Genomic DNA, 21,187 nt, shown 5'->3' with positions numbered 1-21,187 from the left:
ACGTACGCCGGCACACGGCGTGAGTGGTGCTGAGCCCCCCACGGCTACGGATCCACGGGCGGCATCACGAACGAGCTCCACACGACAGGACGGGCAGGTCTCCCCCCTTCTCCCCCGCTACGTCGCCCGGATCTCCCACCGACGTCACCGGTACGCGGACAGGGCGACCGCCGCATCGGGACGGTCCCCGCCATGGAAATGTCGCCGGAGCCGGCTTTCACGTGTACGTCGACACCGTGCGCCCGTGGTTCTCGTCGGGGCCGTGCAGTTCCCACTGCCACAGGGCTTCGCAGAGCAGGTCCAGGCCCTGGCGGAGGTGGCGACGGTAGGTGCCGTAGGGCAGGCCGAGGCGGCGGGCGGCGGCTTCCTGGGTGGGTGCACCGGAGAAGTACCCCGCGGTCAGGGCTTCGCGGGCTCGCACTCCACGCGGGTCGCGGGCGAGATCGTCGACGGCTTGGCGCAGCAGGGCGCGCATCTCTTTGACGGGGTCGTCGAAGTCGGCCGCGAGACGGGCGCGCATCAGGGCACAGGCGGTGAAGGCGCCCGCATCGCGCCAGTGCGCCAGGGCTTCGCGTACGGCCTGGTCGAACACGGTGCGTGAGATGCCCGAGGGTCCGGACTGGGCGGGCACGTCGGTGGCTGATATGAAGCGGTGGAGCCAGGCCTCGACGGGCACCTGGCGCCAGTCGACGCTGAACAGTCCGTAGGTGTGCTCACCGACTCGCGGTCGCGCACCGGTGTCCGCGAGGGTGCCCTTCACGCGCACGGCCCAGGCGTCGGCGTCCTGGTAGACGGCGAAGCCGTATGCGCGTCCGCGAGCACGGGCGGCTTCCGCCTGGGCCCGGGAACTGCTCAGGTCGATGACGCGCGAGGGGACCTGGTACCGCTCGGGGTAGATCGAGAAGCGGCTTATGCCGATGTGCTCGCCGGGGCTCACGGGCGCGGTGGCGTCGGTGTGCTCCCAGGCTGCCGCGACGACGGGATCGGTGGCCAGGTCCTGGGGGTCGGGTGGGGCCGGCAGGACGAGTCGAGCCGTGAACGCCACGATCCGGCCTGTGCTCACGAGACGGTAGACGCTGAATGCCTGCGGTTGGCGCTGCGCCCAGTAGCGGACGAGGTTCGCGGAGGCGGGACCTTCGGTCTGCTCGGCCATGCGGAGCACGACATCGATGTCACCTGGCTGCAGGGGGCGGTCGTGCACCTCGTCCTCGCGGGACCATGTGCGCAGGCGCGCCAGGGTTTCCACCTCCTTGAAGAGGTAGAAGAGTTCGTCGGTGACGGTCCACACACGCTCCTCGGGTGCCTCGCGCAGTAGGCGCAGGTACTCCTCCGCCAATCGCTGACGCATCGTCACGAAGGCATGGGGTGCTCGCCAGCGCAGATCGGCGGCCAGCGTCTCGCGTGCGGCGTCGTGCGGGTGGAGCCCTCGGTGCGTGGACTCCATGAAGGGCAGGTCCCTCAGCCAGGAGAAGAGCAGGTGGGCGTCTTCCTCGGGCAGTACCCAGGACAGCAGTTCTTCGGACGTCGAGTGTGCCTGTGCCGCCACCTCCAGGGCTCGGCGGTGGGCCGCCGTGGGCACCTCTCCGATCAGACCTGCCAACAGAGTGCGCAGGACGTCGGCCGAGGGAGCCCAGATCTCCTCCTTGCTCCAGCCCGCCGAACCTGCTCCCGCGGCGGCCGCAAGGGACAGGGCCAGCGGGTTGCCTCCGGCGAAGCGGAGCACCCGGTCCCGCAACTCGGGCCGGAGCCGCGCCGCGGCCAGCAGACTCCGGGATTGTTCATCGACGAACGGCTTCAGTTCGGTGACGTGCAGGACCCCGGCCCACGCGGGGTCGGCGCTCCACTGCGCCTGCGGCGCGAGGCGGCCGGCCAGAACAGCAAGGGCGCCGTCCGCGGCGCGAGGGAGGAAGTGCTGCCACAGCCAGCTCTCGAGCCACTGGCAGTGCTCGAAGGAGTCGACGAACAGGACCGTGCCGGGAACGTCCAGAAAAGGGGCGGCCGCGCGCTCGAAGTCGGCCGGGTCGCGGCTGACGAAACGGCCGTCGAGTTCGACAGGCAACCGACCTGCCGAACGGGCCTGGTCCGCCAGACGCCGCACCAGAGTCGACTTACCGATGCCACCCGGCCCGAACGCGTAGAACACGAAGGGCGCCTGTGGATCACCGGTCAACGCCTCCTCGAAGCGACCGAGTTCCTCCTCCCGACCGACGAAGGCCCGCACTCGCGCGCTGCTCAGTCTCTCCCCCACGGACCCCATGACGGCTCCCCTCCCCGTATCCGGCACCGGACGGTCATGCCCGGACGTACCCATCGAGCCTCGCGGCGGCAGGCACCGGGACGAGGCACGGATGGCGGCGGTCCCGGTCCGGTCCCCCTCGCCTGTCATCGAGGTGTCGTGTCCGGTACGTCGGAGGGTCGCCGTCGATGACGCCGCTACTCCTTTAGCGATCCTAACAAAAGCGTTGCACGCATCAATGGCCGATTCTTGACGCCGGCAAGGCGGTTGCGGAGGGTGCCGGCTCGAACGGGCCTGGGGGTCGGTCCGCAAGTACAGAACTCTTGTCGCAGGTTCCGTAGCGTCAGTTGATGAGTCCCAGGTTCCGGTCGTCGGGGTGGTCGGTGAGCAGGAGGGTGGTTTCTTCGACGCGTTGGAAGCGCCCGTCGGGGGCGTACTGGCCGAAGAGGTACACCTCGGTGCGGGACGTACGGCCGTTGTGCTGGGTGAGGGTGACGGTGTGACGGTCGGCGTAACGCAGTCCGTCGCGGAATTCGTCATGGACCTCGATGTGGCCGCTGCGGACCAGGGAGCGGAGGCGTGTCATGTGCTGGGCGAAGGCGGCGCGGTCGCTCCACACGCCGTCGGTGCGCTGACGGTAGTCGGGGGTGAAATGCCGGTCGAGGGCTTCGGCGAGGTCGAGGCCCGGGTTGAACAGCAGGTCGTTGATGGCTCGGGTGATGTCGGTCGGTGTCACTGAAGTCTCTTCCCGGAGAGGTGGAGGGTCAGGGCGGCCCCGGCTCCCGGAGTCGGGGAAGGTTGATCGCCGGCCGGTCTGCTCGAGGCCGGGACGAGGGGTGGCCGGTATCAGGCGTGGCCCGGGACGCCTTCGTGGACGGGGGTGAAGTCCAGCGACAGGGAGGCGGGGCCGCGGGTGTACAGGCCGGTCTCCCGGTAGCGGAAGTCGGGGCTGTAGCGGACCTGGTCGAGCAGGGGGAGGAGCATCGCGGCGACGGTCTCGATCTCGGCGCGGGCGAAGGCCGCGCCGACGCACTGGTGGAGTCCGGTGCCGAAGGCCAGGTGCTGGGCGGCGGCGGTGAAGGAGCGGGCGGTGCCCAGGTCCGGGCGGTGGATGTCGAAGGTGTCCGGGGCGGTGAAGGCGTCGGGGTCACGGTTGGCCGCGCCGATCATGCAGAAGACGGTGGCACCTGCCGGGACGGTGGTGCCGGCGAACACGGCGTCCTTCTCCGACTGGCGGGGAATGAGCTGGACCGGCGGGGTGTAGCGCAGGGTCTCGGCGATCGCGGCGGACAGCAGGGTCGGGTCCTGGCGGACCTGGGCCATCTGCTCGGGGTGGTCGATCAGGTGCTTGATGAGCAGGGCGAGGGTCTTGTCGGCGGGCTCGGTGGCGGCAGCCAGGACGTTGATGATCAGCGCGGTGACGTCGCGATTGCTCATGGCGATGCCGTCGAACTCGGCGGTGCACAGCTTCGATATCAGGTCTTCGCCAGGGTGGCGGCGCCGCTGTTCGATGAGGGGGACGAGGTAGGCCTCCAACTGCTCGGCGCAGTCCAGGCAGTGCCGGCGCCGTTCCGGGGTGAGGACGATGCTGGTGATGAACTCGGCGACCCCGCTGTGCCAGGCGGCGACCTGCTGCCAGTCCTTCTTGTCCAGGCCGAGGACGTCGAGTGTCACGTAGACGGCGAGGGGCTTGCCGAAGTCGTTGACGAGGTCCACCCTGCCCCGGGGAAGGAAGGGTTCGATGAGCTCGGCGGCGTTGGCGTGGATGGCGCGTATCTGGTCTTGCAGGGCCTGCCCGGTGAAGCCCCGGACGACGATCTTTCGTTTGGCGGTGTGCTCGGCCCCGGTCATTTGGGCGAGGACCGGTCCGCGCATCACCGGCTCGGCGCGTACCTGCAGCGTCTCGGTGCTGAACGCCTGATGGTCGGTCAGCACCTGCTTCACGTCCTGGTAGCGGGAGAGGAAGTAGCTGTCGATCGCCGACTCGTAGTGCACCGGTGCACGTTCCCTCAGCCCGGCGAAGTACCGGTAGGGGGCGGCGGCGAAGTCGTCGGACAGGACACTGAAGCCGGACTCGGGTCTGGGCATGGCAGGAAATCTCTCAAGGGAAGAGGCAAGGAGGGGACGGCAACTGCTCGCCGAGTTCTCAGCTGGGGGCGGGCGTCGGCGTCCTGGACCGCGAGGGTCTGGCGGAAGGAACGGCTGGTCCGGGTGAACGCCGAGGCCCGTGTCGGGAGCCGAGTCGGCCGCTGGGTGAGACGCTCTTCGATGAGGCGGGCGAGCGGCGGCGGACCTCGCCGACGGCTTCGGCGCCCCGCGGGGGGCGCGCGAGTTCATCGTTCCGGCAGTTGGGGGCCGCACTCGCGCGCTGCTCGGTCTTTCTCCCTCGGACGCCATGACGGCTCCCACCCCCGTTTTCAGCACCGGCGCCGTTGCCCGGAAGTCCCCGCCGGTCCCTACGGCGGGCTGATGGACAGGGCTCCCGTCAGGGGGCGCCGTCGACACCAATCCTACGGAGCCGGCGATGCGGTTATCGCTGGGGCGAGCTGTCGCGTTGCCTGCGCACCAGGGGGATGGCAAGGAGCGCCGGGTTCACGGCGAGTGCGCCGGCGGCGAGTGGTCGGGGCGGGGACCGCCAACTGGCCCGGCAGCGCAAGGCGGTCCGCGGTCGCCAACCCTTCGTACGGGAGCGTCAGCCCTCCCAGTCGGGCTTCTCCTCGCGGCGCCCCCGCATCCACGGCCAGCCCCGCGCCGCATGCACCGCGTTCACGCCGACGATCCCGAACCAGGCAACGACCAGACCCGGCAGGTCGGCGTTGACCACGGCGATCGCCGAGAGCGGGACGGCGAGGATCATCGAAATGATCCCGAAGCCGAACCGCTCCCCGAAATTGGCCTCCGCGGACTGCGCCGGGCGGGCGCCCCGGGCGACCACCATCTGCTGTTCGGCCAGCTGGCGCCGGACGCGGCGGTCCACCGTGCCGTCGAGGCGCTGCTCGACCTTCTCCAGGAATGATTCGACGAGCGCGGAGTCGTACTCCTCCCCCAGCTCGCGGCGGGCGTGCAGGGTGGCGTCGAGCTCCTTTTTGAGCTCAGGGTCGCGGGCTTCCATAACGCTTCACGCTACGGGCGGGTGGCAGCCGCGTCAGTGGGGGTAGCCCCACTGTTTGTCCCTAGGGCTACCTGGGGGGTGAGGATCGTACGGTCCGCGATGAGCCATCGGTTTCAGCTTCCCTTCTTGGCGAGCCCGTGCTGCTTCGCCCAGGCGTTCGCGACGTCCTCCGGGTCCTTCTTGTCCTTGTCGACCTGCCGGTTGAGCTCGGTCAGCTGCTCCGTGGTCAGTACGGCGCCGAGCCGGGCCAGCGCCTTGCGCACGGTCGAGTCGGCCTTGCGGTCCGCGATCAGCGGGACCACATGCTGACCGGGGATCAGGTTCTTGGGGTCGGCGAGGACCACCCAGCCCTCGGCGGCGATGTCGGTGTCGGTGGTGAAGAGGTTGGCGACGTGCACGTCGCCCTTCTTCAGCGCGCCCTTGACCAGCGGCCCGGAGGAGTCCAGCGACTTGAACTCCTTGAATTCCACGCCGTATTCGTCCTTCAGGCCGACGACGCCGACGACCCGCTTCTTGACCTCCGGGGCCGCGCCGATGACCAGCTTGCCGTTCTGCTTGGCGAGGTCGCCGAGGGTTTTGAGGCCGTACTCGTCGGCGGTCTCGCGGGTGACGGCGAAGGCGTCGGAGTCCTCGGCCAGGCCGTACGGGAGGATCTGCAGGCCCTTGGGGAGGACTATGGCGAGGGCGTTTTGCATCTCGCCCTCCTCGGTGCCCTTCGCCTTCGGGTCGAGGTAGTGCAGCAGCGCGCCCTGGTACTCGGGGAGCAGATCGATGTCGCCGCCGCGGAGTGCGGGGATGAGGATCTCGCGGGTGCCGAGGTTGGGGCGGACCTTGGTCTTCACACCGGCGGCTTCGAGCACGGCCGCGTACAGGTAGCCGAGTATCTGGTTCTCGGTGAAGTTGGCGGTGCCGATGGTGACGCCGTCCTTGCTGGAGCCGCCTCCTGACACGTTGCCGCCTTCGCCTTCGAGGGAGGTGATGCCGCTGCTGCAGGCGGCGAGAGCGGGGACGGAGGCCGCGGCGAACAGGCCGCCGAGGAGGGTACGTCGGTTCATGGCTGAAGCTCCTCAGTGAGCGGCGGTGCGGTGGCGGAAGAGGACACGCTGGAGGGCGGCGAGCCCCAGGTCGAGCACGACGGCGACGATCGCGACGAGTACGGCTCCGCCCAGGACTTGGACGAGGTCGCGCTGGGCGAGGCCGTCGAAGACGTACCGGCCCAGTCCGCCGAAGCTGACGTACGCGGCGATGGTGGCCGTCGCCACGACCTGGATCAGGGCGAGCCGCAGCCCCGTCATGATCAGCGGCAGCGCGAGCGGGATCTCGACCTGGAACAGGACCTGGTGGCCGCGCATGCCCTGGCCGCGGGCGGCGTCCTTCACCTCGGGGTCGACGGCGGTCATGCCGGCGTAGGTGTTGGTGACGATCGACGGGACGGCGAGGGCGACCAGTGCGACGTACACCGGCGTCATGGACAGGCCGCTGGCCAGGAACACCAGGACGACGAGGCCGACGGTGGGCAGGGCCCGGCCGAACGACGAGAGGTTGATGGCGAGGAACGCGCCGCGGCCGGTGTGCCCGATGAGCAGGCCGACGGGCAGCGCGATGACGGCGGCGATGAGGGTCGCGAGGAGCGAGTACTGGAGGTGCTCGGTCAGTCGGTGGCCGATGCCGTCGGGTCCCGTCCACTGCTCGCCGCTGACCAGCCAGGAGCCGAGGTTCTTGAAGAGCTCGTACATGTCGTCAGGCCCTCTCACGCTTTGAATGTTGCAGCCTGGTCCAGGGGGTGAGGACGTACTGCACGGCGACGAGCAGCGTGTCCGCGATCAGCGCGAGGAGGAGGGTGAGGACGACGCCGACGACCACGGGGGTGGGGAAGTTGCGCTGGAAGCCGTCGGTGAAGAGCTGGCCGAGGCCGCCGTCGCCGATGTAGGTGGCGACGCTGACGAGCGAGATCGACATGACGGTCGCGATGCGCACGCCGGCCATGATCACGGGCAGCGCGAGGGGCAGCTCGACGGTGAGGAGGGTACGCAGGGGGCGCGTCCCCATCGCTTGGGCGGCCTCCTTGGTCTTGGCCGGCACGGAGTCGAGGCCCTCGACGGTGTTCCGGAGCAGGACGACGAGGGTGTAGATCGTCAGGCCGATGACGGTGGTGGTGCGGGTCAGCCCGGAGACCGGGAGGAGCAGCACGAACACGGCGATGGAGGGGATGGTGAACAGGACGTTGGAGAGCCCGAGGAGGAATCCGCGGAGCGGCTTGATCCGGTGGGCGAAGACGGCCAGGGGGAGGGAGATGAGCAGCCCGAACAGGACTGCGGAGAGGGCGGCTTGGAGATGGGAGAGGGTGAGGGTGGTGAGGTCGCCGGCGTGGTCGGATATCCACGACCATTCGATGGTCATGAGGTGCCGCCCTTGAGGGGGGTGGTCGCGGTGTCCGTCGCGGACCCGGCCAGGTCCGGCCCGGTACCGGTCGCCGCCGAGCCGTGCCACTCGCCCGCCTTGTCGTGGATCACCTCTCGTGCGCTCACGCCCGTCAGGACGCCGTCCGCGTCGACCCGGGCGACCAGGCCGGCCGGGGATGCGACCGACTCGTTGAGGGCGGAGAGGAGGGAGTCACCGTCGCGCAGCGGGCGTACGGGGAGCAACCGCGCGTCACCGGCCACGCCTTGTGCGGGCAGCGCGTCCGTGTCGAGCCAGCCCTGCGGCTCGCCCTTGGGCGAGACCACGAGCCGCCAGCGGCCGTCCGCGGCCGCCGCGGCGACCGGCTCGTCCGACCGCAGCGCGGCGGCCCGCTGTTGCGGAACGCCCGCCAGTGTCGAGAGCGACAGCAGCTTCAACCCCCGCTCCGCGCCCAGGAAGTCCGCCACGAAATCGTCCGCCGGGCGCGCCAGCAGTTCCGCCGGGGTCGCGCACTGGACCAGATGGCCGCCCGTGCGGAACACCGCTATCCGGTCGCCCAGCCGGACCGCCTCGTCGATGTCGTGCGTGACGAACACGATCGTCTTGCCCAACTCCTGCTGAAGACGCAGTAGTTCGTCCTGGAGCTGGGTGCGGACGACCGGGTCGACCGCACCGAACGGCTCGTCCATCAGCAGCACCGGCGGGTCAGCCGCCAGCGCGCGGGCCACGCCCACCCGCTGCTGCTGCCCGCCCGAGAGCTGGTGCGGGTAGCGCTTGCCGGTGTCGGCGGTGAGGCCGACCGTCTCCAGCAGCTCGGCGGCCCGCGCCCGCGCCTTGCGCCGGCCCCAGCCCAGCAGCAGCGGCACCGTCGCGATGTTGTCGAGGATCGTGCGATGAGGGAACAGGCCGGACTGCTGGATGACGTATCCGATGGAGCGGCGCAGCTGAGCCGCGTCCTGCGTCAGAACATCCTTGCCGCCGACGTGGATCGTGCCCGAGGTCGGCTCGACCATTCGGTTGATCATGCGGAGCGTTGTGGTCTTACCGCATCCGGAGGAGCCGACGAGGACGGTGATACCGCCGTCGGCCATCTCCAGAGTGAGGTCGTGGACTGCCGTCGTGCCGTTGGGGAAGCGCTTGTTCACTGCTTCGAATTTGATCATCAGTCGTCCCTTGCCCGGCCTGCATATCGTCATGCAGAGTTCTCGGTGTCTGAATAAGTTGTCAATGCCCCGGGGTAAATCACTGGTTACGGATGCTCGGAAGGCAAGACAAGCCGTCCGAAAAGGAAGGTTTTGCGCGTGATGTCGTCCCACATGGTGGACTCGCCCACCGGCATCGTGGTCCTCGACGGACAGAGCCTCCCCGTCGCGGACGTCATCCGGCTGGCCGACGGCGCGGCCCGTCCCGTACCCGGCTCGGAAGCGATCAAGCGCGTCGAGGCCGCCTGGGACGCCGCGCGGGAGCTCGCCGCGTCCGGCCGCGTCTACGGGCGCTCCACCGGCGTCGGCGCCAACCGGAACGAGGACGTGCCCACCGGGGCCGCCGCCGACCACGGTCTGCGGCTGCTGCGCTCGCACGCGGGTGCGATCGGCGATCCGCTGCCCGCCCGCGAGGTCCGTGCCATGCTCGCCGTACGGGCGAACCAGCTGCTCGCGGGCGGTGCCGGACTGCGTCCCGGCATCGTCACCGCGCTCTGCGAGGCGCTGGAGAGCGGCGCGTACCCGGTCGTCAACGAGTTCGGCTCGGTCGGCACCGGTGACATCGCGGCCCTCGCCCAGATGGGGCTCGCCCTCGCCGGCGAACAGCCCTGGAATGCCGACGCGGGCGGCCCGCCCCCCGAGGCGCAGGCCCTCGACAACAACGACGCCCTCGCCCTGATCAGCTCCAACGCCCTCACCCTCGGCCAGGCCGCGCTCGCCCTCGACGAGCTGCGCGCGCTCGTCTCGGCCACCGAGCTGGTCGCCGCCCTCTCGCTGCTCGCGGTCGACGGCTCCTACGAGGCGTACGCCGAACCCGTGCACGCGGCCCGCCCGCACCCTGGCACGTACGCCGTCGCCGCCAGGATGCGCCGGCTTCTCGGCGCGCCCGAGCGGCCGACCCCGCCGCTGGGCCGGATCCAGGACCCGTACGGATTCCGCTGTCTGCCGCAGATCCACGGGCCCGCACAGGATGCGGCGGACGCGCTGGAGCGAACTCTCGCGGTTGAGATCAACGCGGCCGCCGAGAACCCGCTGATCCGGGCCACAGACATGGCCGCCTACCACCACGGAGGCTTCTACATGGCCCAACTCGCCCTGGATCTCGACCACTTCAGGCTCGCCATCACCCAGACCGCGAGGCTGTCCACCTCCCGGCTCTCCGCCCTGAACGAGCCCGCCTTCACCCGGCTGCGGCCCTTCCTCGCGGACGCGGAGGCCGCGAGCTCCGGCGTGATGATCCTCGAGTACGCGGCGGGCGCGGCCCTCGGCGATCTGCGGGCCTTCTCCGCACCCGCGTCGCTCGGCCACGCGGTACTGTCCCGGGGCGTCGAGGAGCAAGCCAGCTTCGCCTCGCTGGCCGCGCGCCAGACGCTTCGGGCGGGGGGCGCGTACCGTCTCGTGGTCGGCTGTGAACTCGTCGCGGCGGTACGGGCGTTGCGCCAGCGCGGGCTGCGGCCCGACCCGGAACTCCCGGTGGGCCGCGCCTTCGAGCTGGCCGAGTCGGTCCTCGACGAGGACGTCGCCGACCGGCCGCTCACCGACGATGTCACGCGGGCGGCCGGACTGCTCGACCGGTTCACGGACCTGATGAGGGACACGACGAGGGGGATGGCATGAACGACAGCGCTGCCGCGCGACTGCAGCAGCTTTTCGAGGGCCACCGGCTCACCCCGACGCAGCGGCGGATCGCGCACAGCATGGTGCGGCGGGCGGCCGATGTGCCGTTCCTGTCCAGCGTGGAGCTCGCCGAACTGGCCGGTGTCAGCCAGCCGTCCGTCACCCGCTTCGCCGTCGCGCTCGGCTTCGACGGCTACCCGGCGCTGCGCCGGCATCTGCGGGAGGTCGCGCCCGCGGAGAGCGAGGCGGGCCCGGACGCGTACAACGAGTACCAGCAGGCGGTGCACGCCGAGATCGAGAACCTGCGCCACCTGGCCGAGCTGCTCGCCGACCCGTCCCCGGTCGAACGCGCGGGCCGGCTCCTCGCCGCGTCCCGCCCGCTGCCGGTGCTCGGCCTGCGCGCCGCGTCCTCGCAGGCCAGGGGCTTCGCGTACTTCGCGGCCAAGGTCCACCCGGACGTACGCCTGCTCGACGAGGGCGGCACGATGCTCGCCGACCGCATCGACGCGGCCCGCCGCGCGGGCGCGAGCACGCTGATGTGCTTCGCGCTGCCGCGGCACCCCAAGGAGGTCGTGGAGGCGCTGGCGTACGCACGCTCGGCGGGCCTGACGGTGGTGACGGTCGCGGACTCGGCCTTCGCCCCGGTGGCCGGCCACAGCGACCTGCTGATCCCGGCGGCGGTGGGCACGGGCCTGGCCTTCGACACGGCGTGCGCGCCGATGCTGCTGGGCCGGGTGCTGCTGGAGGCGATGTGCGACGACCTGCCGGACGCACAGGCGCGCCTGGAGGAATTCGACGCGAGGGCGGCGGCGCGGGGCCTGTTCGTGGAGTAGGGGCCTGTTTGTGGAGTAGCCGGAGGGGCTCACTGGAGCCCCTCCGGCGATCCTGCCGCGGGCGGTCAGATCTCCAGCTCGGCCTCGATCTTCCTCAGCTGATGCCGGGCCATGGCGAGGTTCGCCCGGTCCTTGTCGAGCGCCAGGTAGAGGAACAGGCCGTTGGCTCCCCGGCCCTTGAGCAGCCGGATCAGGTGGTACTGCGAGCCGAGGGTGATCAGGATGTCCTCGATGCCGTCCTTGAGCCCGAGCTGCTCCATGGTGCGCACTTTGGCGCGCACCACATCGGTGTTGCCCGCCGCGGCGACCGTCAGGTCCAGGTCCTTTCCGCCTCCGACGGTGCCGAGGGCCATTCCGCTGGTGTAGTCGACGAGGGCGGCGCCGATGGCGCCCTCGATGACAGTGGTGGCTTCCTTGAGGGCGCGTTCGGTGTTGGCCATGAGATGCGCACTTCCTTTCCGTCTGCTGGGTGTGCGTGATGGTGTGTCGGTCATGGGTCAGGTGTTCTCCGGTCGTTCAAGGGCGCCGTCGACCAGCTCGCCGATGCGGGTGCCGGAGCGGCGTGCCTCGAGATGGAGCCGTCCCACGTTGATGTGTGGCTCGGCCAGGAGGGTGAGGACGGCCGAGGCGCCCGCCGCGTAGGCCGCGACATAGCCCCGGTCGCCCCGGACCAGCAGCTCGCAAAGGCCCCCCTGCCCGGTGGCCTCGGTAAGCCGCACCGCGACTCCGAGGGCGGAGGCGGTCAGCGCCGCGACGCCCTCCGCCTCCCCGGTGTCCGCGGCCAGCACGAGACCGTCCGTGCTGGCGGCGAGTGCTCCGGTCAGCTGTGGCACTCGTACGCGCAGTCGTTTCAGTTCGGCGAGCACATCGGCCTCGGCCGTCATGAGCTGTCTCCTCTCGGCGCGCTGCCGCAGTGCGCGCCTCATGAAGGCGGGCACAGGACCTGGTGGATGGGGTGGTGGGTCACAGGGTTGCCTCCAGTGCGTCGCGGAGCCGGCGGAGCAGGGCGGAGTCCAGGACGGAGGGGGGTTCGCCGGTCCGGCCGTTCCCGGAAGCGGTGTCGGGCCCTGAGGGCGCGGCGGACTCTGCGCACTCGGCGTGTGTCTCGATGAGCCCCTCCGCGGCCAGCCTCCGCACCTCGATCAGGGTGTTGAAGGCCGGACGCCCCAGCTTCCGGGCGATGGCGGCCGGGGTGCGTACGCCGTCGGCGAGATCCAGCAGCGCCTGCCGTTTGGGCCCGACCGCCCGTCCCGCGGGCTGCGGGCAGGGCTTCACCGGAGCCGTGTCGACCGTCGGATCGGGCCATGCCGAGTCGAGCAGCAAGCTGCGCCGCCGGGCCTCGCGTTCGACGACCTCGGTGGGCACCGGCCGCACCTTTCCGAGCCAGTGGGCGACCCCGTAGCGGAAGCGGGTGGGACCGCTGGCGGGCGCGAGTGCGAAGAAAGCGGCGTCGAACAGCGCGCCGAGATGGCAGATCTCCAGCTCGCCGCCGCCCACCTGGCCGCTGTCGACGAGGAAGCGGGCGACCTCGCCGCGCGAGCCCGCTTGTGCGACCGCTTCGGCCCAGCTGTCGGGCCGCAGCCGGCCGCTCGCGGTCAGCAGGACGTCGAGTCCGGGAGCCGCGGGGCTCTCGGCGTGCACGACCTGGCCGTCGGCCAGATACAGGGCGCCCTGGTCGCGTACCAGCACGCCCGTGGCACGCTCTTCCGCGAGTCTGACGAGCATCGGGGACACCGCTGCTCTCATCCGAGCACCAGCCCTTCGGCGAGATCGCGAAGACGCAGCCGGGCCAGTGCGAGATTGCCCAGGTCCCGGTCGAGCCACAAATGCAGGAACAGGCTGCCGTCGAAGGCGGTGTCCACGAAACGCACCACGTGATAGCCGGTAGGGGTGGTGACGATGAGGTCCTCGACGGGTGTGGGCTCCTCGGGCGCGTACGTCGCGAAGGCCGCGTACTCCGTGGCCACCCTGGCCAGTTCGGCCGTTTCCGCGGCGGTGGCCTCATGGCCGCCGCGCGCCGACTCACCGACTGTGCCGAGAGCGAGCCCGCTGATCCAGTCCACGATGGCTGCTCCACGCGCGCCAGGCACCAGCATGACTTGAAGCAGACACTCGTCGATTCCGGGCACGCGGACTCCCCTCCCCACCTCGGCGTGCCGCGCACTGAAGTGCGGCAGTGACGGGGAGGTTACGCAACGTTGCTGCGGTTGGGGGGAGTTGGGGCATTTTCCATCGGAACATGCCCCTGTCTGGGTAGGGTCCGCAGACCACCGCCTGCTCCTGACGCGTCATGACCAGGCGGTCCGGCATGCCCGCATTCAGGCGGCTGGCGCGGGGGCGGCGGCGCGGGGGCCTTTCGTGGAGTAGTAGCCCGTTCGGGTGAGCGATGGCAGGGCCTCGCCGGGGGCGATCGGTGCTGCCGGCGGCCTTACTCCTCGCCGCGCACCTTCATCACCACCTTGTTGATCGCCCACAGCACGAGCCCGATCGCGAGCAGCACCCCCGCCCGGATGTAGACGTCCGCGGCCCTCTCCGAGAGCGGGCTGGCCAGGATGATCGCGGTGATCGCGCCGACCACGGGCAGCGGCGTCCAGGTGCGGAAGTGCGGGTGGTCCACGGGGTCCCTGCGCAGGACCAGCACGGCGACGTTGACCACCGCGAAGACGCACAGCAGCAGGAACGCCGTGGTGTCGCCGAGCCCCTCGATCTCGCCGGTGCACACCAGCCCGATGGCGATCACCGTGACGAAGATGATCCCGGTGACGGGGGTGCGGCGGTTGCGCAGCACCCGGCCCATGCCGCGCGGCAGCACCTTCTCGTTGGCGAGGCCGTAGCAGAGCCGCGAGGCCATCATGATGTTGATCAGCGCGGAGTTGGTGACGGCGAAGAGCGCGATCAGGGCGAAGAGTCTGGGCGGGAAAACGACCCCGCCGGCCTTGACGACCTCCAGCAGCGGGCCGCTGGACTTCTCCAGCACGGTGTACTCGACCAGCAGCGAGGACACCAGCGCGACCAGCACATAGATCGTGCCGGTGACGGCGACGCCGATGAAGATCGCCTTGGGGAAGGTGCGGGCCGGGTCCTGCGTCTCCTCGGCCATGTTGACCGAGTCCTCGAAGCCTACGAAGGCGAAGAAGCCGAGCGCGGTCGCCCCCAGCACGCTGGTGAGCAGCGCGAACCCGGTTCCTTCGGCCTGGAACTCGCCCAGCCGGGACGGTTCGCCGTCGCCCGCCAGCACGGCGTACAGGCCGATCACGAGGATCACCAGCAGGCCTGTCAGCTCGACCAGCGTCAGCACCACGTTGGTCTTCACCGACTCGGACACGCCGCGCAGCGCCAGGCTCGCGAGGGCCAGGATGAAGATGATCGCGATCAGCGTCGACGGGATGGCGTCGGTGAACTCCTGGAAGTAGTCGCCGCTGAAGGCGCGCGCGGCGGCGCTCGCGGACGAGAGCCCCGAGCACATCACCATGAAGGCGACGATGAAGGTCAGGAAGTGGACCTTGAATGCCTTCTGTGTGTAGAGCGCGGCGCCCGCGGCCTTCGGGTACTTGCCGACCAGTTCGACGTACGACGCCGCGGTGAGGATGGCGACCACGAAGCCGATGGCGAACGGCAGCCACAGCGCCCCGCCGACCTTCCCCGCGACCTTGCCGGTCGTGGCGTAGATGCCGGTGCCCAGGATGTCGCCGATCACGAACAGGATCAGCAGCTTCGGGCCGATGGCCCGCTTGAGCGGCGGCTGGTCGAGCGGCGTCGTGGCCGGTGTGCCGGTCGTGGACATGGGGCCCTCCGGTCGGTGGGATGACAGAGAAGATCTGCCCCATGCGCGGTACGGAATACCTCAGCCGCCGCCGGTCAGTGCATCCGGGTGATCGCCGCCGGACTCGTTGACGATCTCCGCCGGGCTCTGCGGAGCCCGTACGGTCGCGAACCGCACCGCCCCGTCCGTACCGGCCCCGAAGCCATAGACCCCGGGCCGCGGAAGACTGTTGTAGCCGTAGTGGTTCGAGAAGTAGTACGCGCCGGTGTCCAGCGCCGCGATCACATCGCCCTGCTCCAGCAGCGGCAGCGGCCGCGCCTCGGCGAGCAGGTCGCCCGCGAAGCAGGCCGGTCCCGCGACGTCCTGCCGGACGTCCGCACCGGCCTTCGGGACGCCCTTGGAGTCGTACGCGGCGATGCGCAGCGGCCAGGAGATCGGGTCGTAGACGGTACGGGTGGCGACCTGCACACCGGCGTGGGTGACCGCGATGGGGCGGGAGCCTGCCGTCTTCGCGTACTCGACGCGGGCGAGGACCGTGCCGTGCTTGGCGAGCAGCGACCGGCCGAACTCGGTGACCAGGCCGTAGCGCCCGTCGAGCAGCCCGGGGACCTGCTCCCCGAGCAGCCCGGCGTACTCGGCGAACGTCGGGGTCTCCTCGTCGGAGGCGAAGTTGACCGGGAGGCCGCCGCCGATGTCGATGGTGTCGATCTGCTGCCGCCCGGCCGCGGCGTTGATCTCCTCGGCGAGCTCGTACACCGCCCGGACGCCCTGTGCCATCAGGGTCAGCGGCATGCCCTGCGAGCCGGAGTGAGTGTGCAGCCGGGTCAGCCACGGGCGGTCGAGATACGCGCGTACGACCCAGTCGCGAGCCCCGTCGTCGCGCAGCGCGACCCCGAACTTCGAGGTGGGGGTGGCCGTGGACAGCGCCCCGATGGCACCGCGGCCGATCTGCGGATTGACGCGCAGGCCCAGCGGGGAGCGGCTGCGGGCGGAGGAGACGAGGGCGTCGATGCGCGCGAGCTCCTGCGGATTGTCGGCGTTGACCGCGATCCCGAGGGCGAGGGCTTCGCGCAGCTCGGAGGGGGTCTTGGCGGGGGAGTCGAGGACCGTGCGGTCGGCGCCCACGCCGGCGGCCCGGGCCAGCGCAAGCTCGCCCGGGCTCGCGACCTCCGCGCCGATGCCCTCGGCGCGCAACAGCGCCAGTACGGGAACGAGGGGTGAGGCCTTCACGGCGAAGGCGTGCAGGACGGGTGCGTCGGTGACGGCGGCGAATGCCGCCCGCAGCGCGGCGGCGGAGGCGCGAATGCCGGCCACGTCGAGGAGGGCGGCGACCGGCTGCGCCTCGCTGAGAAGTCCCTGCTCCACTGCTGCTCGTACGGCCTGATCCCGACGGTCTGAAGCCATGTCCGCCAGCCAATCATCCGGGAGGCTGCGGCGCAGCTGTTGACTAAGACTATTCAGCCAGACAGGATGTGAATAGATGAGTCAACAGTCATGGTCGCAGTCGCGAGGAGGCATTGCCATGTCAGGACCCCGCCCCGTACGGGCACCGCGCGGTACGGAACTGAGCGCCCTGGGATGGCAGCAGGAGGCCGCCCTCCGCATGCTCCAGAACAACCTCGACCCCGAGGTCGCCGAGCACCCGGACAAGCTCGTCGTCTACGGCGGCACCGGCAAGGCCGCCCGCGACTGGCGCTCCTTCGACGCGATGGTGCGTACGCTGCGGACGCTGAAGCAGGACGAGACGATGCTCGTCCAGTCCGGCCGCCCGGTCGGCGTGATGCAGACGCACGAGTGGGCGCCGCGCGTGCTCATCGCCAACTCCAACCTGGTCGGCGACTGGGCGAACTGGGAGGAGTTCCGGCGGCTCGAGGCCCTCGGCCTCACCATGTACGGCCAGATGACGGCCGGTTCGTGGATCTACATCGGCACGCAGGGCATCCTGCAGGGCACGTACGAGACCTTCGCCGCGGTCGCCGCCAAGAAGTTCGGCGGCACGCTGGCCGGGACGATCACTCTCACCGCCGGTCTGGGCGGGATGGGCGGCGCGCAGCCGCTCGCCGTGACCATGAACGACGGCGTCGCGATCTGTATCGACGTCGACCCGCGCGCGATCGAGCGCCGTATCGAGCACCGCTACCTGGACGTGCGCGCGAACTCGCTGGAGCACGCCCTCCAGCTCGCCGTCGAGGCCCGCGACGCCCGCAAGCCGCTCTCCATCGGCCTGCTCGGCAACGCTGCGGAGCTGCTGCCGCGGATGCTCGCCGAAGGCGCGCCGATCGACATCGTGACCGACCAGACGAGCGCCCACGACCCGCTGTCGTACCTGCCGACCGGTGTCGACTTCGACGACATGCAGTCGTACGCGGCGGAGAAGCCGGCGGACTTCACCCAGCGCGCGCGTGAGTCCATGGCCAAGCATGTGGAAGCCATGGTCGGCTTCATGGACGCGGGCGCCGAGGTCTTCGACTACGGCAACTCGATCCGTGGCGAGGCCCAACTGGCCGGTTACGACCGGGCGTTCGCCTTCCCCGGCTTCGTCCCGGCGTACATCCGGCCGCTGTTCTGCGAGGGCAAGGGCCCGTTCCGCTGGGCCGCCCTGTCGGGTGAGGAGTCGGACATCCACAAGACCGACAAGGCGATGCTCGAGCTCTTCCCCGAGAACGAATCCCTGCACCGCTGGATCAAGATGGCCGGCGAGCGCGTCCACTTCCAGGGCCTGCCGGCCCGTATCTGCTGGCTCGGCTACGGCGAGCGGGACCGCGCGGGCGAGCGCTTCAACGACATGGTGGCGTCCGGCGAGCTGGCCGCCCCGCTGGCGATCGGCCGCGACCACCTGGACTGCGGCTCGGTGGCGTCCCCGTACCGCGAGACGGAGGCCATGCTCGACGGCTCGGACGCGATCGCCGACTGGCCGCTGCTGAACGCGATGGTCAACGTCGCGTCCGGCGCGAGCTGGGTCTCCATCCACCACGGCGGCGGCGTCGGCATGGGCCGCTCCATCCACGCGGGTCAGGTCTCGGTGGCGGACGGCACGAAGCTGGCGGGCGAGAAGATCCGCCGGGTGCTGACGAACGACCCGGGCATGGGTGTCATCCGGCATGTGGATGCGGGCTACGACATCGCGGAGTCGGTCGCGGACGAGCGGGGCGTGCGGGTTCCGATGCGGGAGGGCGGGACGGCGTGACCGAGGAGAATTTCCCCCACCCCGCTCTCCCCCAGAGCTTCGCCTGGGTGGGGGTGCCCCCGGCGGAGCCAGGGGGAGTACCCCCATCCCGTAGCCGGGGCTCAGCCCCGGACCCCGGTCCTCAAACGCCGGACGGGCCGGGGGGGCCGGACGGGACCTGCGGTGGGTCGGACGGGACCAGTGGTGGGTCGGACGGGGGCGGGGCTGGGGAAAGCTCCCCCTCCTTCCACGAAATGTGGCGGGACCTCGCGCCCATCGGGCGCGACGCCGACACCCGCGGGTACAGGAGGTATGCGTGGACCGAGACCGATCGCGACTGCCGTGCCTGGTTCCAGGCGCAGGCCGAGTCCCGCGGCCTCGCCTACGAGATCGACCGCAACGGCAACCAGTGGGCCTGGCTCGGCGCTGCGACATATAAGGACGTCGCCGCCGGGGACGCCGTCGTCACCGGCTCGCACCTCGACTCCGTCCCCGACGGCGGCGCGTTCGACGGCCCCCTCGGCGTCGTCTCCTCCTTCGCCGCGCTCGATGAACTCCGCCGCAGAGGAGCGGAGTTCACCCGGCCCCTCGCCATCACCAACTTCGGTGACGAGGAGGGCGCCCGCTTCGGCCTCGCCTGCGCCGGCTCGCGCCTCGCGGCCGGACAGCTGACCGTCGAGGCGGCCCACCGGCTGCGCGACGCCGACGGGATCACCCTCCCGCAGGCCATGGAGGCCGCCGGGTACGACCCGGACGCCATCGGCCCGGACCCCGAACGGCTCGCCCGTATCGGCGCGTTCGTCGAGCTCCACGTCGAGCAGGGCCGCGCCCTGGACCTGTCCGGCGACCGGGTCGGCATCGCGTCCGCGATCTGGCCGCACGGCCGCTGGCGGTTCGACTTCCACGGCGAGGCCAACCACGCCGGCACGACCCGGCTCGTCGACCGCCGCGACCCGATGCTGACGTACGCGGAGACGGTCCTCGCCGCGCGCCGCGAGGCGGAACTCGCGGGCGCGGTCGCCACGTTCGGCAAGATCGCGGTCGAGCCGAACGCCGTCAACGCGATCCCCTCGCTGGTGCGCGGCTGGCTGGACTCCCGCGCCCCCGACCAGGCCACGCTGGACACCGTGACGGCCGGGATCGAGAGAGCCGCGCGCGAGTACGCAGACCGGCACGGGGTGGACCTGTCGGTCGTACGGGAATCCTTCACCCCCGTGATCGAGTTCGAGCACGCGCTGCGCGACGAGCTGAACAAGATCCTGGGCGGGGCGGTCCCGGTGCTCGGCACGGGCGCGGGCCACGACGCAGGTATTTTGTCCGGATCCATCCCGACGGCCATGCTGTTCGTACGGAACCCCACGGGCGTCTCGCACTCCCCGGCGGAGTTCGCCGCCGAGGACGACTGCGTGGCCGGGGTGCTCGCACTCGCCGACGTACTGGAGGGCCTCGCGTGCAGGTGACGTACTGGGCACAGAACGCCTGGCTGGAGACGAACGTCGAGCCGGGCGTGGCGCTGGAGGTGACCGACGGCCGGATCACCGCCGTACGCAAGGGGGTCGAGGCCCCGCTGCCTGGCGCGGTGGCGCTGCGCGGGCTGACGGTCCCGGGCCTGGCGAACGCGCACTCGCACGCCTTCCACCGGGCCTTGCGCGGGACGGTCCAGGTGGGCTCCGGGACGTTCTGGACCTGGCGCGAGGTGATGTACCAGGTGGCGTCCCGGCTGACGCCCGACTCGTACTTCTCCCTCGCGCGGGCGGTCTATGCCGAGATGGCGCTGGCGGGAATCACGGCGGTGGGCGAGTTCCACTATCTGCATCACGCGCCCGGGGGTGCGGCGTACTCCGACCCGAACGCGATGGGCGAGGCGCTGATCGCCGCGGCGGCGGATGCGGGGATCCGGATCACGCTGCTGGACACTGCGTATCTGTCCTCAGGCTTCGGCCAGGCCCCGAACAAGCACCAGCTGCGATTCTCCGACGGCACGGCACAGGCGTGGGCGGAGCGGGCGTCCGCGCTGAAGGACAGCGATCACGCGCTGATCGGCGCGGCGATCCATTCGGTACGAGCCGTCCCGGCCGGGCAGCTGAGCACGGTCGCGGAATGGGCCGCGGCCCGGCAGGCCCCGCTCCACGTCCACCTCTCCGAGCAGACGGCGGAGAACGACGCGTGCCTCGCCGCGCACGGGTGCACCCCTACGCGGCTGCTCGCAGACCACGGCGTACTCGGCCCACGTACGACGGGCGTCCACAACACGCATCCGACGGACGAGGACATCGCGCTGCTGGGCGGCACCACGACGGGCACGTGCATGTGCCCGACGACGGAACGCGACCTGGCGGACGGCATCGGCCCGGCGGCGGCGCTGCAGCGTGCGGGCTCCCCGCTGTCGCTCGGCAGCGACAGCCATGCGGTGATCGACCTGCTGGAGGAGGCGCGCGCGATGGAACTGAACGAACGCCTGCGCACGCGCACCCGCGGCCACTGGACCGCCGCGGCGCTGCTGCGCGCGGCGACGGCGGACGGCCACGCGGCCCTCGGCCGCCCGGACGCGGGCCGCCTCGAGCCGGGCGCGCTCGCGGACTTCACGACGGTGGCGCTGGACTCGGTCCGCACGGCGGGCCCCGTGCCGCGCCTCGCGGCCGAGACGGCGGTCTTCGCGGCGACGTCGGCGGACGTACGCCACACGATCGTGGGAGGCCGGCAGATTGTGCGGGACGGGGTGCACGCACTGATCCCGGACGTCGCGCGGGCGCTGGCCGAGTCGATCGCGGCGCTGCGCGAATGACCAGCCCGGGCCACTGCTGGGGCTCCGCCCCAGACCCCGCTCGTCAATCGCCGGAGGGGCTCCCTCGGAGCCG

At 70.9% G+C, this 21,187-nt stretch carries 19 protein-coding genes; 5 read left to right on the top strand and 14 right to left on the bottom strand.

The annotated features are described in order from the left end of the window. Positions 1-217: 217 nt before the first annotated feature. The 8 genes from ACH492_RS14770 to ACH492_RS14735 all read right to left on the bottom strand — a co-directional run bounded on the left by ACH492_RS14770 (position 218) and on the right by ACH492_RS14735 (position 8,911). Entirely contained in the window at positions 218-2,257 is a 2,040-nt protein-coding gene (locus ACH492_RS14770) for an ATP-binding protein (RefSeq protein WP_398986428.1), read from the bottom strand. Positions 2,258-2,579: 322 nt separating this feature from the next. Next, the gene (locus ACH492_RS14765) at positions 2,580-2,972 is read right to left on the bottom strand and encodes a nuclear transport factor 2 family protein (RefSeq protein WP_398986425.1); all 393 of its coding nucleotides are present in this window, start codon (positions 2,970-2,972) and stop codon (positions 2,580-2,582) included. Between the two features lie 110 nt (positions 2,973-3,082). Further along, positions 3,083-4,324 carry a cytochrome P450, cyclodipeptide synthase-associated gene (locus ACH492_RS14760; protein WP_398986423.1) on the bottom strand — a complete coding sequence of 414 codons (1,242 nt, stop codon included), beginning with the start codon at positions 4,322-4,324 and terminating at the stop codon, positions 3,083-3,085. Between the two features lie 604 nt (positions 4,325-4,928). After that, positions 4,929-5,348 carry a hypothetical protein gene (locus ACH492_RS14755; RefSeq protein ID WP_398986421.1) on the bottom strand — a complete coding sequence of 140 codons (420 nt, stop codon included), beginning with the start codon at positions 5,346-5,348 and terminating at the stop codon, positions 4,929-4,931. 113 nt (positions 5,349-5,461) lie between these two features. Beyond that, positions 5,462-6,403: an ABC transporter substrate-binding protein gene (locus ACH492_RS14750; protein ID WP_398986419.1), complete on the bottom strand. Its 942-nt coding sequence runs from the start codon at positions 6,401-6,403 to the stop codon at positions 5,462-5,464. Positions 6,404-6,415: 12 nt separating this feature from the next. Beyond that, complete coding sequence (locus ACH492_RS14745; protein WP_356225166.1) at positions 6,416-7,084, bottom strand: ABC transporter permease; 669 nt, start codon at positions 7,082-7,084, stop codon at positions 6,416-6,418. 4 nt (positions 7,085-7,088) lie between these two features. Further along, complete coding sequence (locus ACH492_RS14740; protein WP_398986417.1) at positions 7,089-7,748, bottom strand: ABC transporter permease; 660 nt, start codon at positions 7,746-7,748, stop codon at positions 7,089-7,091. Continuing rightward, a complete protein-coding gene (locus ACH492_RS14735) occupies positions 7,745-8,911 on the bottom strand; it encodes an ABC transporter ATP-binding protein (RefSeq protein WP_398986414.1) in 1,167 nt (388 codons plus the stop codon). Before ACH492_RS14735 ends, ACH492_RS14740 begins: the two co-directional genes overlap by 4 nt. 141 nt (positions 8,912-9,052) lie before the next feature. Here ACH492_RS14735 and ACH492_RS14730 point away from each other — a divergent pair, with 141 nt between their 5' ends. Next, on the top strand, positions 9,053-10,567 hold the full coding sequence (locus ACH492_RS14730) for an aromatic amino acid ammonia-lyase (RefSeq protein ID WP_398986412.1): 1,515 nt from the start codon (positions 9,053-9,055) through the stop codon (positions 10,565-10,567). Further along, positions 10,564-11,400 carry a MurR/RpiR family transcriptional regulator gene (locus ACH492_RS14725; protein WP_398986410.1) on the top strand — a complete coding sequence of 279 codons (837 nt, stop codon included), beginning with the start codon at positions 10,564-10,566 and terminating at the stop codon, positions 11,398-11,400. The genes ACH492_RS14730 and ACH492_RS14725 overlap by 4 nt, the downstream gene beginning before the upstream one ends. Positions 11,401-11,465: 65 nt before the next feature. On the opposite strand, the gene ACH492_RS14720 is transcribed toward ACH492_RS14725, so the two are convergent. The 6 genes from ACH492_RS14720 to ACH492_RS14695 form a co-directional block, all read right to left on the bottom strand. After that, entirely contained in the window at positions 11,466-11,840 is a 375-nt protein-coding gene (locus tag ACH492_RS14720; RefSeq protein ID WP_398986408.1) for a hypothetical protein, read from the bottom strand. 57 nt (positions 11,841-11,897) lie between these two features. After that, the gene (locus ACH492_RS14715) at positions 11,898-12,326 is read right to left on the bottom strand and encodes a roadblock/LC7 domain-containing protein (protein ID WP_398986406.1); all 429 of its coding nucleotides are present in this window, start codon (positions 12,324-12,326) and stop codon (positions 11,898-11,900) included. A 37-nt stretch (positions 12,327-12,363) separates the two neighbouring features. Further along, the gene (locus ACH492_RS14710; RefSeq protein ID WP_398986404.1) at positions 12,364-13,125 is read right to left on the bottom strand and encodes a transcriptional regulator; all 762 of its coding nucleotides are present in this window, start codon (positions 13,123-13,125) and stop codon (positions 12,364-12,366) included. Positions 13,126-13,142: 17 nt separating this feature from the next. Continuing rightward, on the bottom strand, positions 13,143-13,529 hold the full coding sequence (locus tag ACH492_RS14705; RefSeq protein ID WP_398986402.1) for a hypothetical protein: 387 nt from the start codon (positions 13,527-13,529) through the stop codon (positions 13,143-13,145). A 299-nt stretch (positions 13,530-13,828) separates the two neighbouring features. Continuing rightward, entirely contained in the window at positions 13,829-15,184 is a 1,356-nt protein-coding gene (locus ACH492_RS14700; RefSeq protein WP_398986400.1) for an APC family permease, read from the bottom strand. 60 nt (positions 15,185-15,244) lie between these two features. Then, the gene (locus tag ACH492_RS14695) at positions 15,245-16,567 is read right to left on the bottom strand and encodes a diaminopimelate decarboxylase (RefSeq protein WP_398986398.1); all 1,323 of its coding nucleotides are present in this window, start codon (positions 16,565-16,567) and stop codon (positions 15,245-15,247) included. Between the two features lie 118 nt (positions 16,568-16,685). On the opposite strand from ACH492_RS14695, the gene hutU reads away from it, so the two are divergent. The 3 genes from hutU (at position 16,686) to ACH492_RS14680 (ending at position 21,114) form a co-directional block, all read left to right on the top strand. After that, a complete protein-coding gene (hutU, locus tag ACH492_RS14690) occupies positions 16,686-18,350 on the top strand; it encodes a urocanate hydratase (protein WP_398986396.1) in 1,665 nt (554 codons plus the stop codon). Positions 18,351-18,583: 233 nt separating this feature from the next. Then, positions 18,584-19,789 (top strand): allantoate amidohydrolase, encoded by a 1,206-nt coding sequence (locus ACH492_RS14685; RefSeq protein ID WP_398986394.1) that lies wholly within the window; start codon positions 18,584-18,586, stop codon positions 19,787-19,789. After that, positions 19,780-21,114: a formimidoylglutamate deiminase gene (locus ACH492_RS14680; RefSeq protein ID WP_398986392.1), complete on the top strand. Its 1,335-nt coding sequence runs from the start codon at positions 19,780-19,782 to the stop codon at positions 21,112-21,114. The genes ACH492_RS14685 and ACH492_RS14680 overlap by 10 nt, the downstream gene beginning before the upstream one ends. The last annotated feature ends 73 nt before the right edge of the window (positions 21,115-21,187 follow it).

Source organism: Streptomyces sp. NPDC019443 (genome assembly GCF_044389785.1).
Taxonomy (GTDB): Bacteria; Actinomycetota; Actinomycetes; order Streptomycetales; family Streptomycetaceae; genus Streptomyces.
This window is presented reverse-complemented; position numbering and strand designations above follow the sequence as displayed.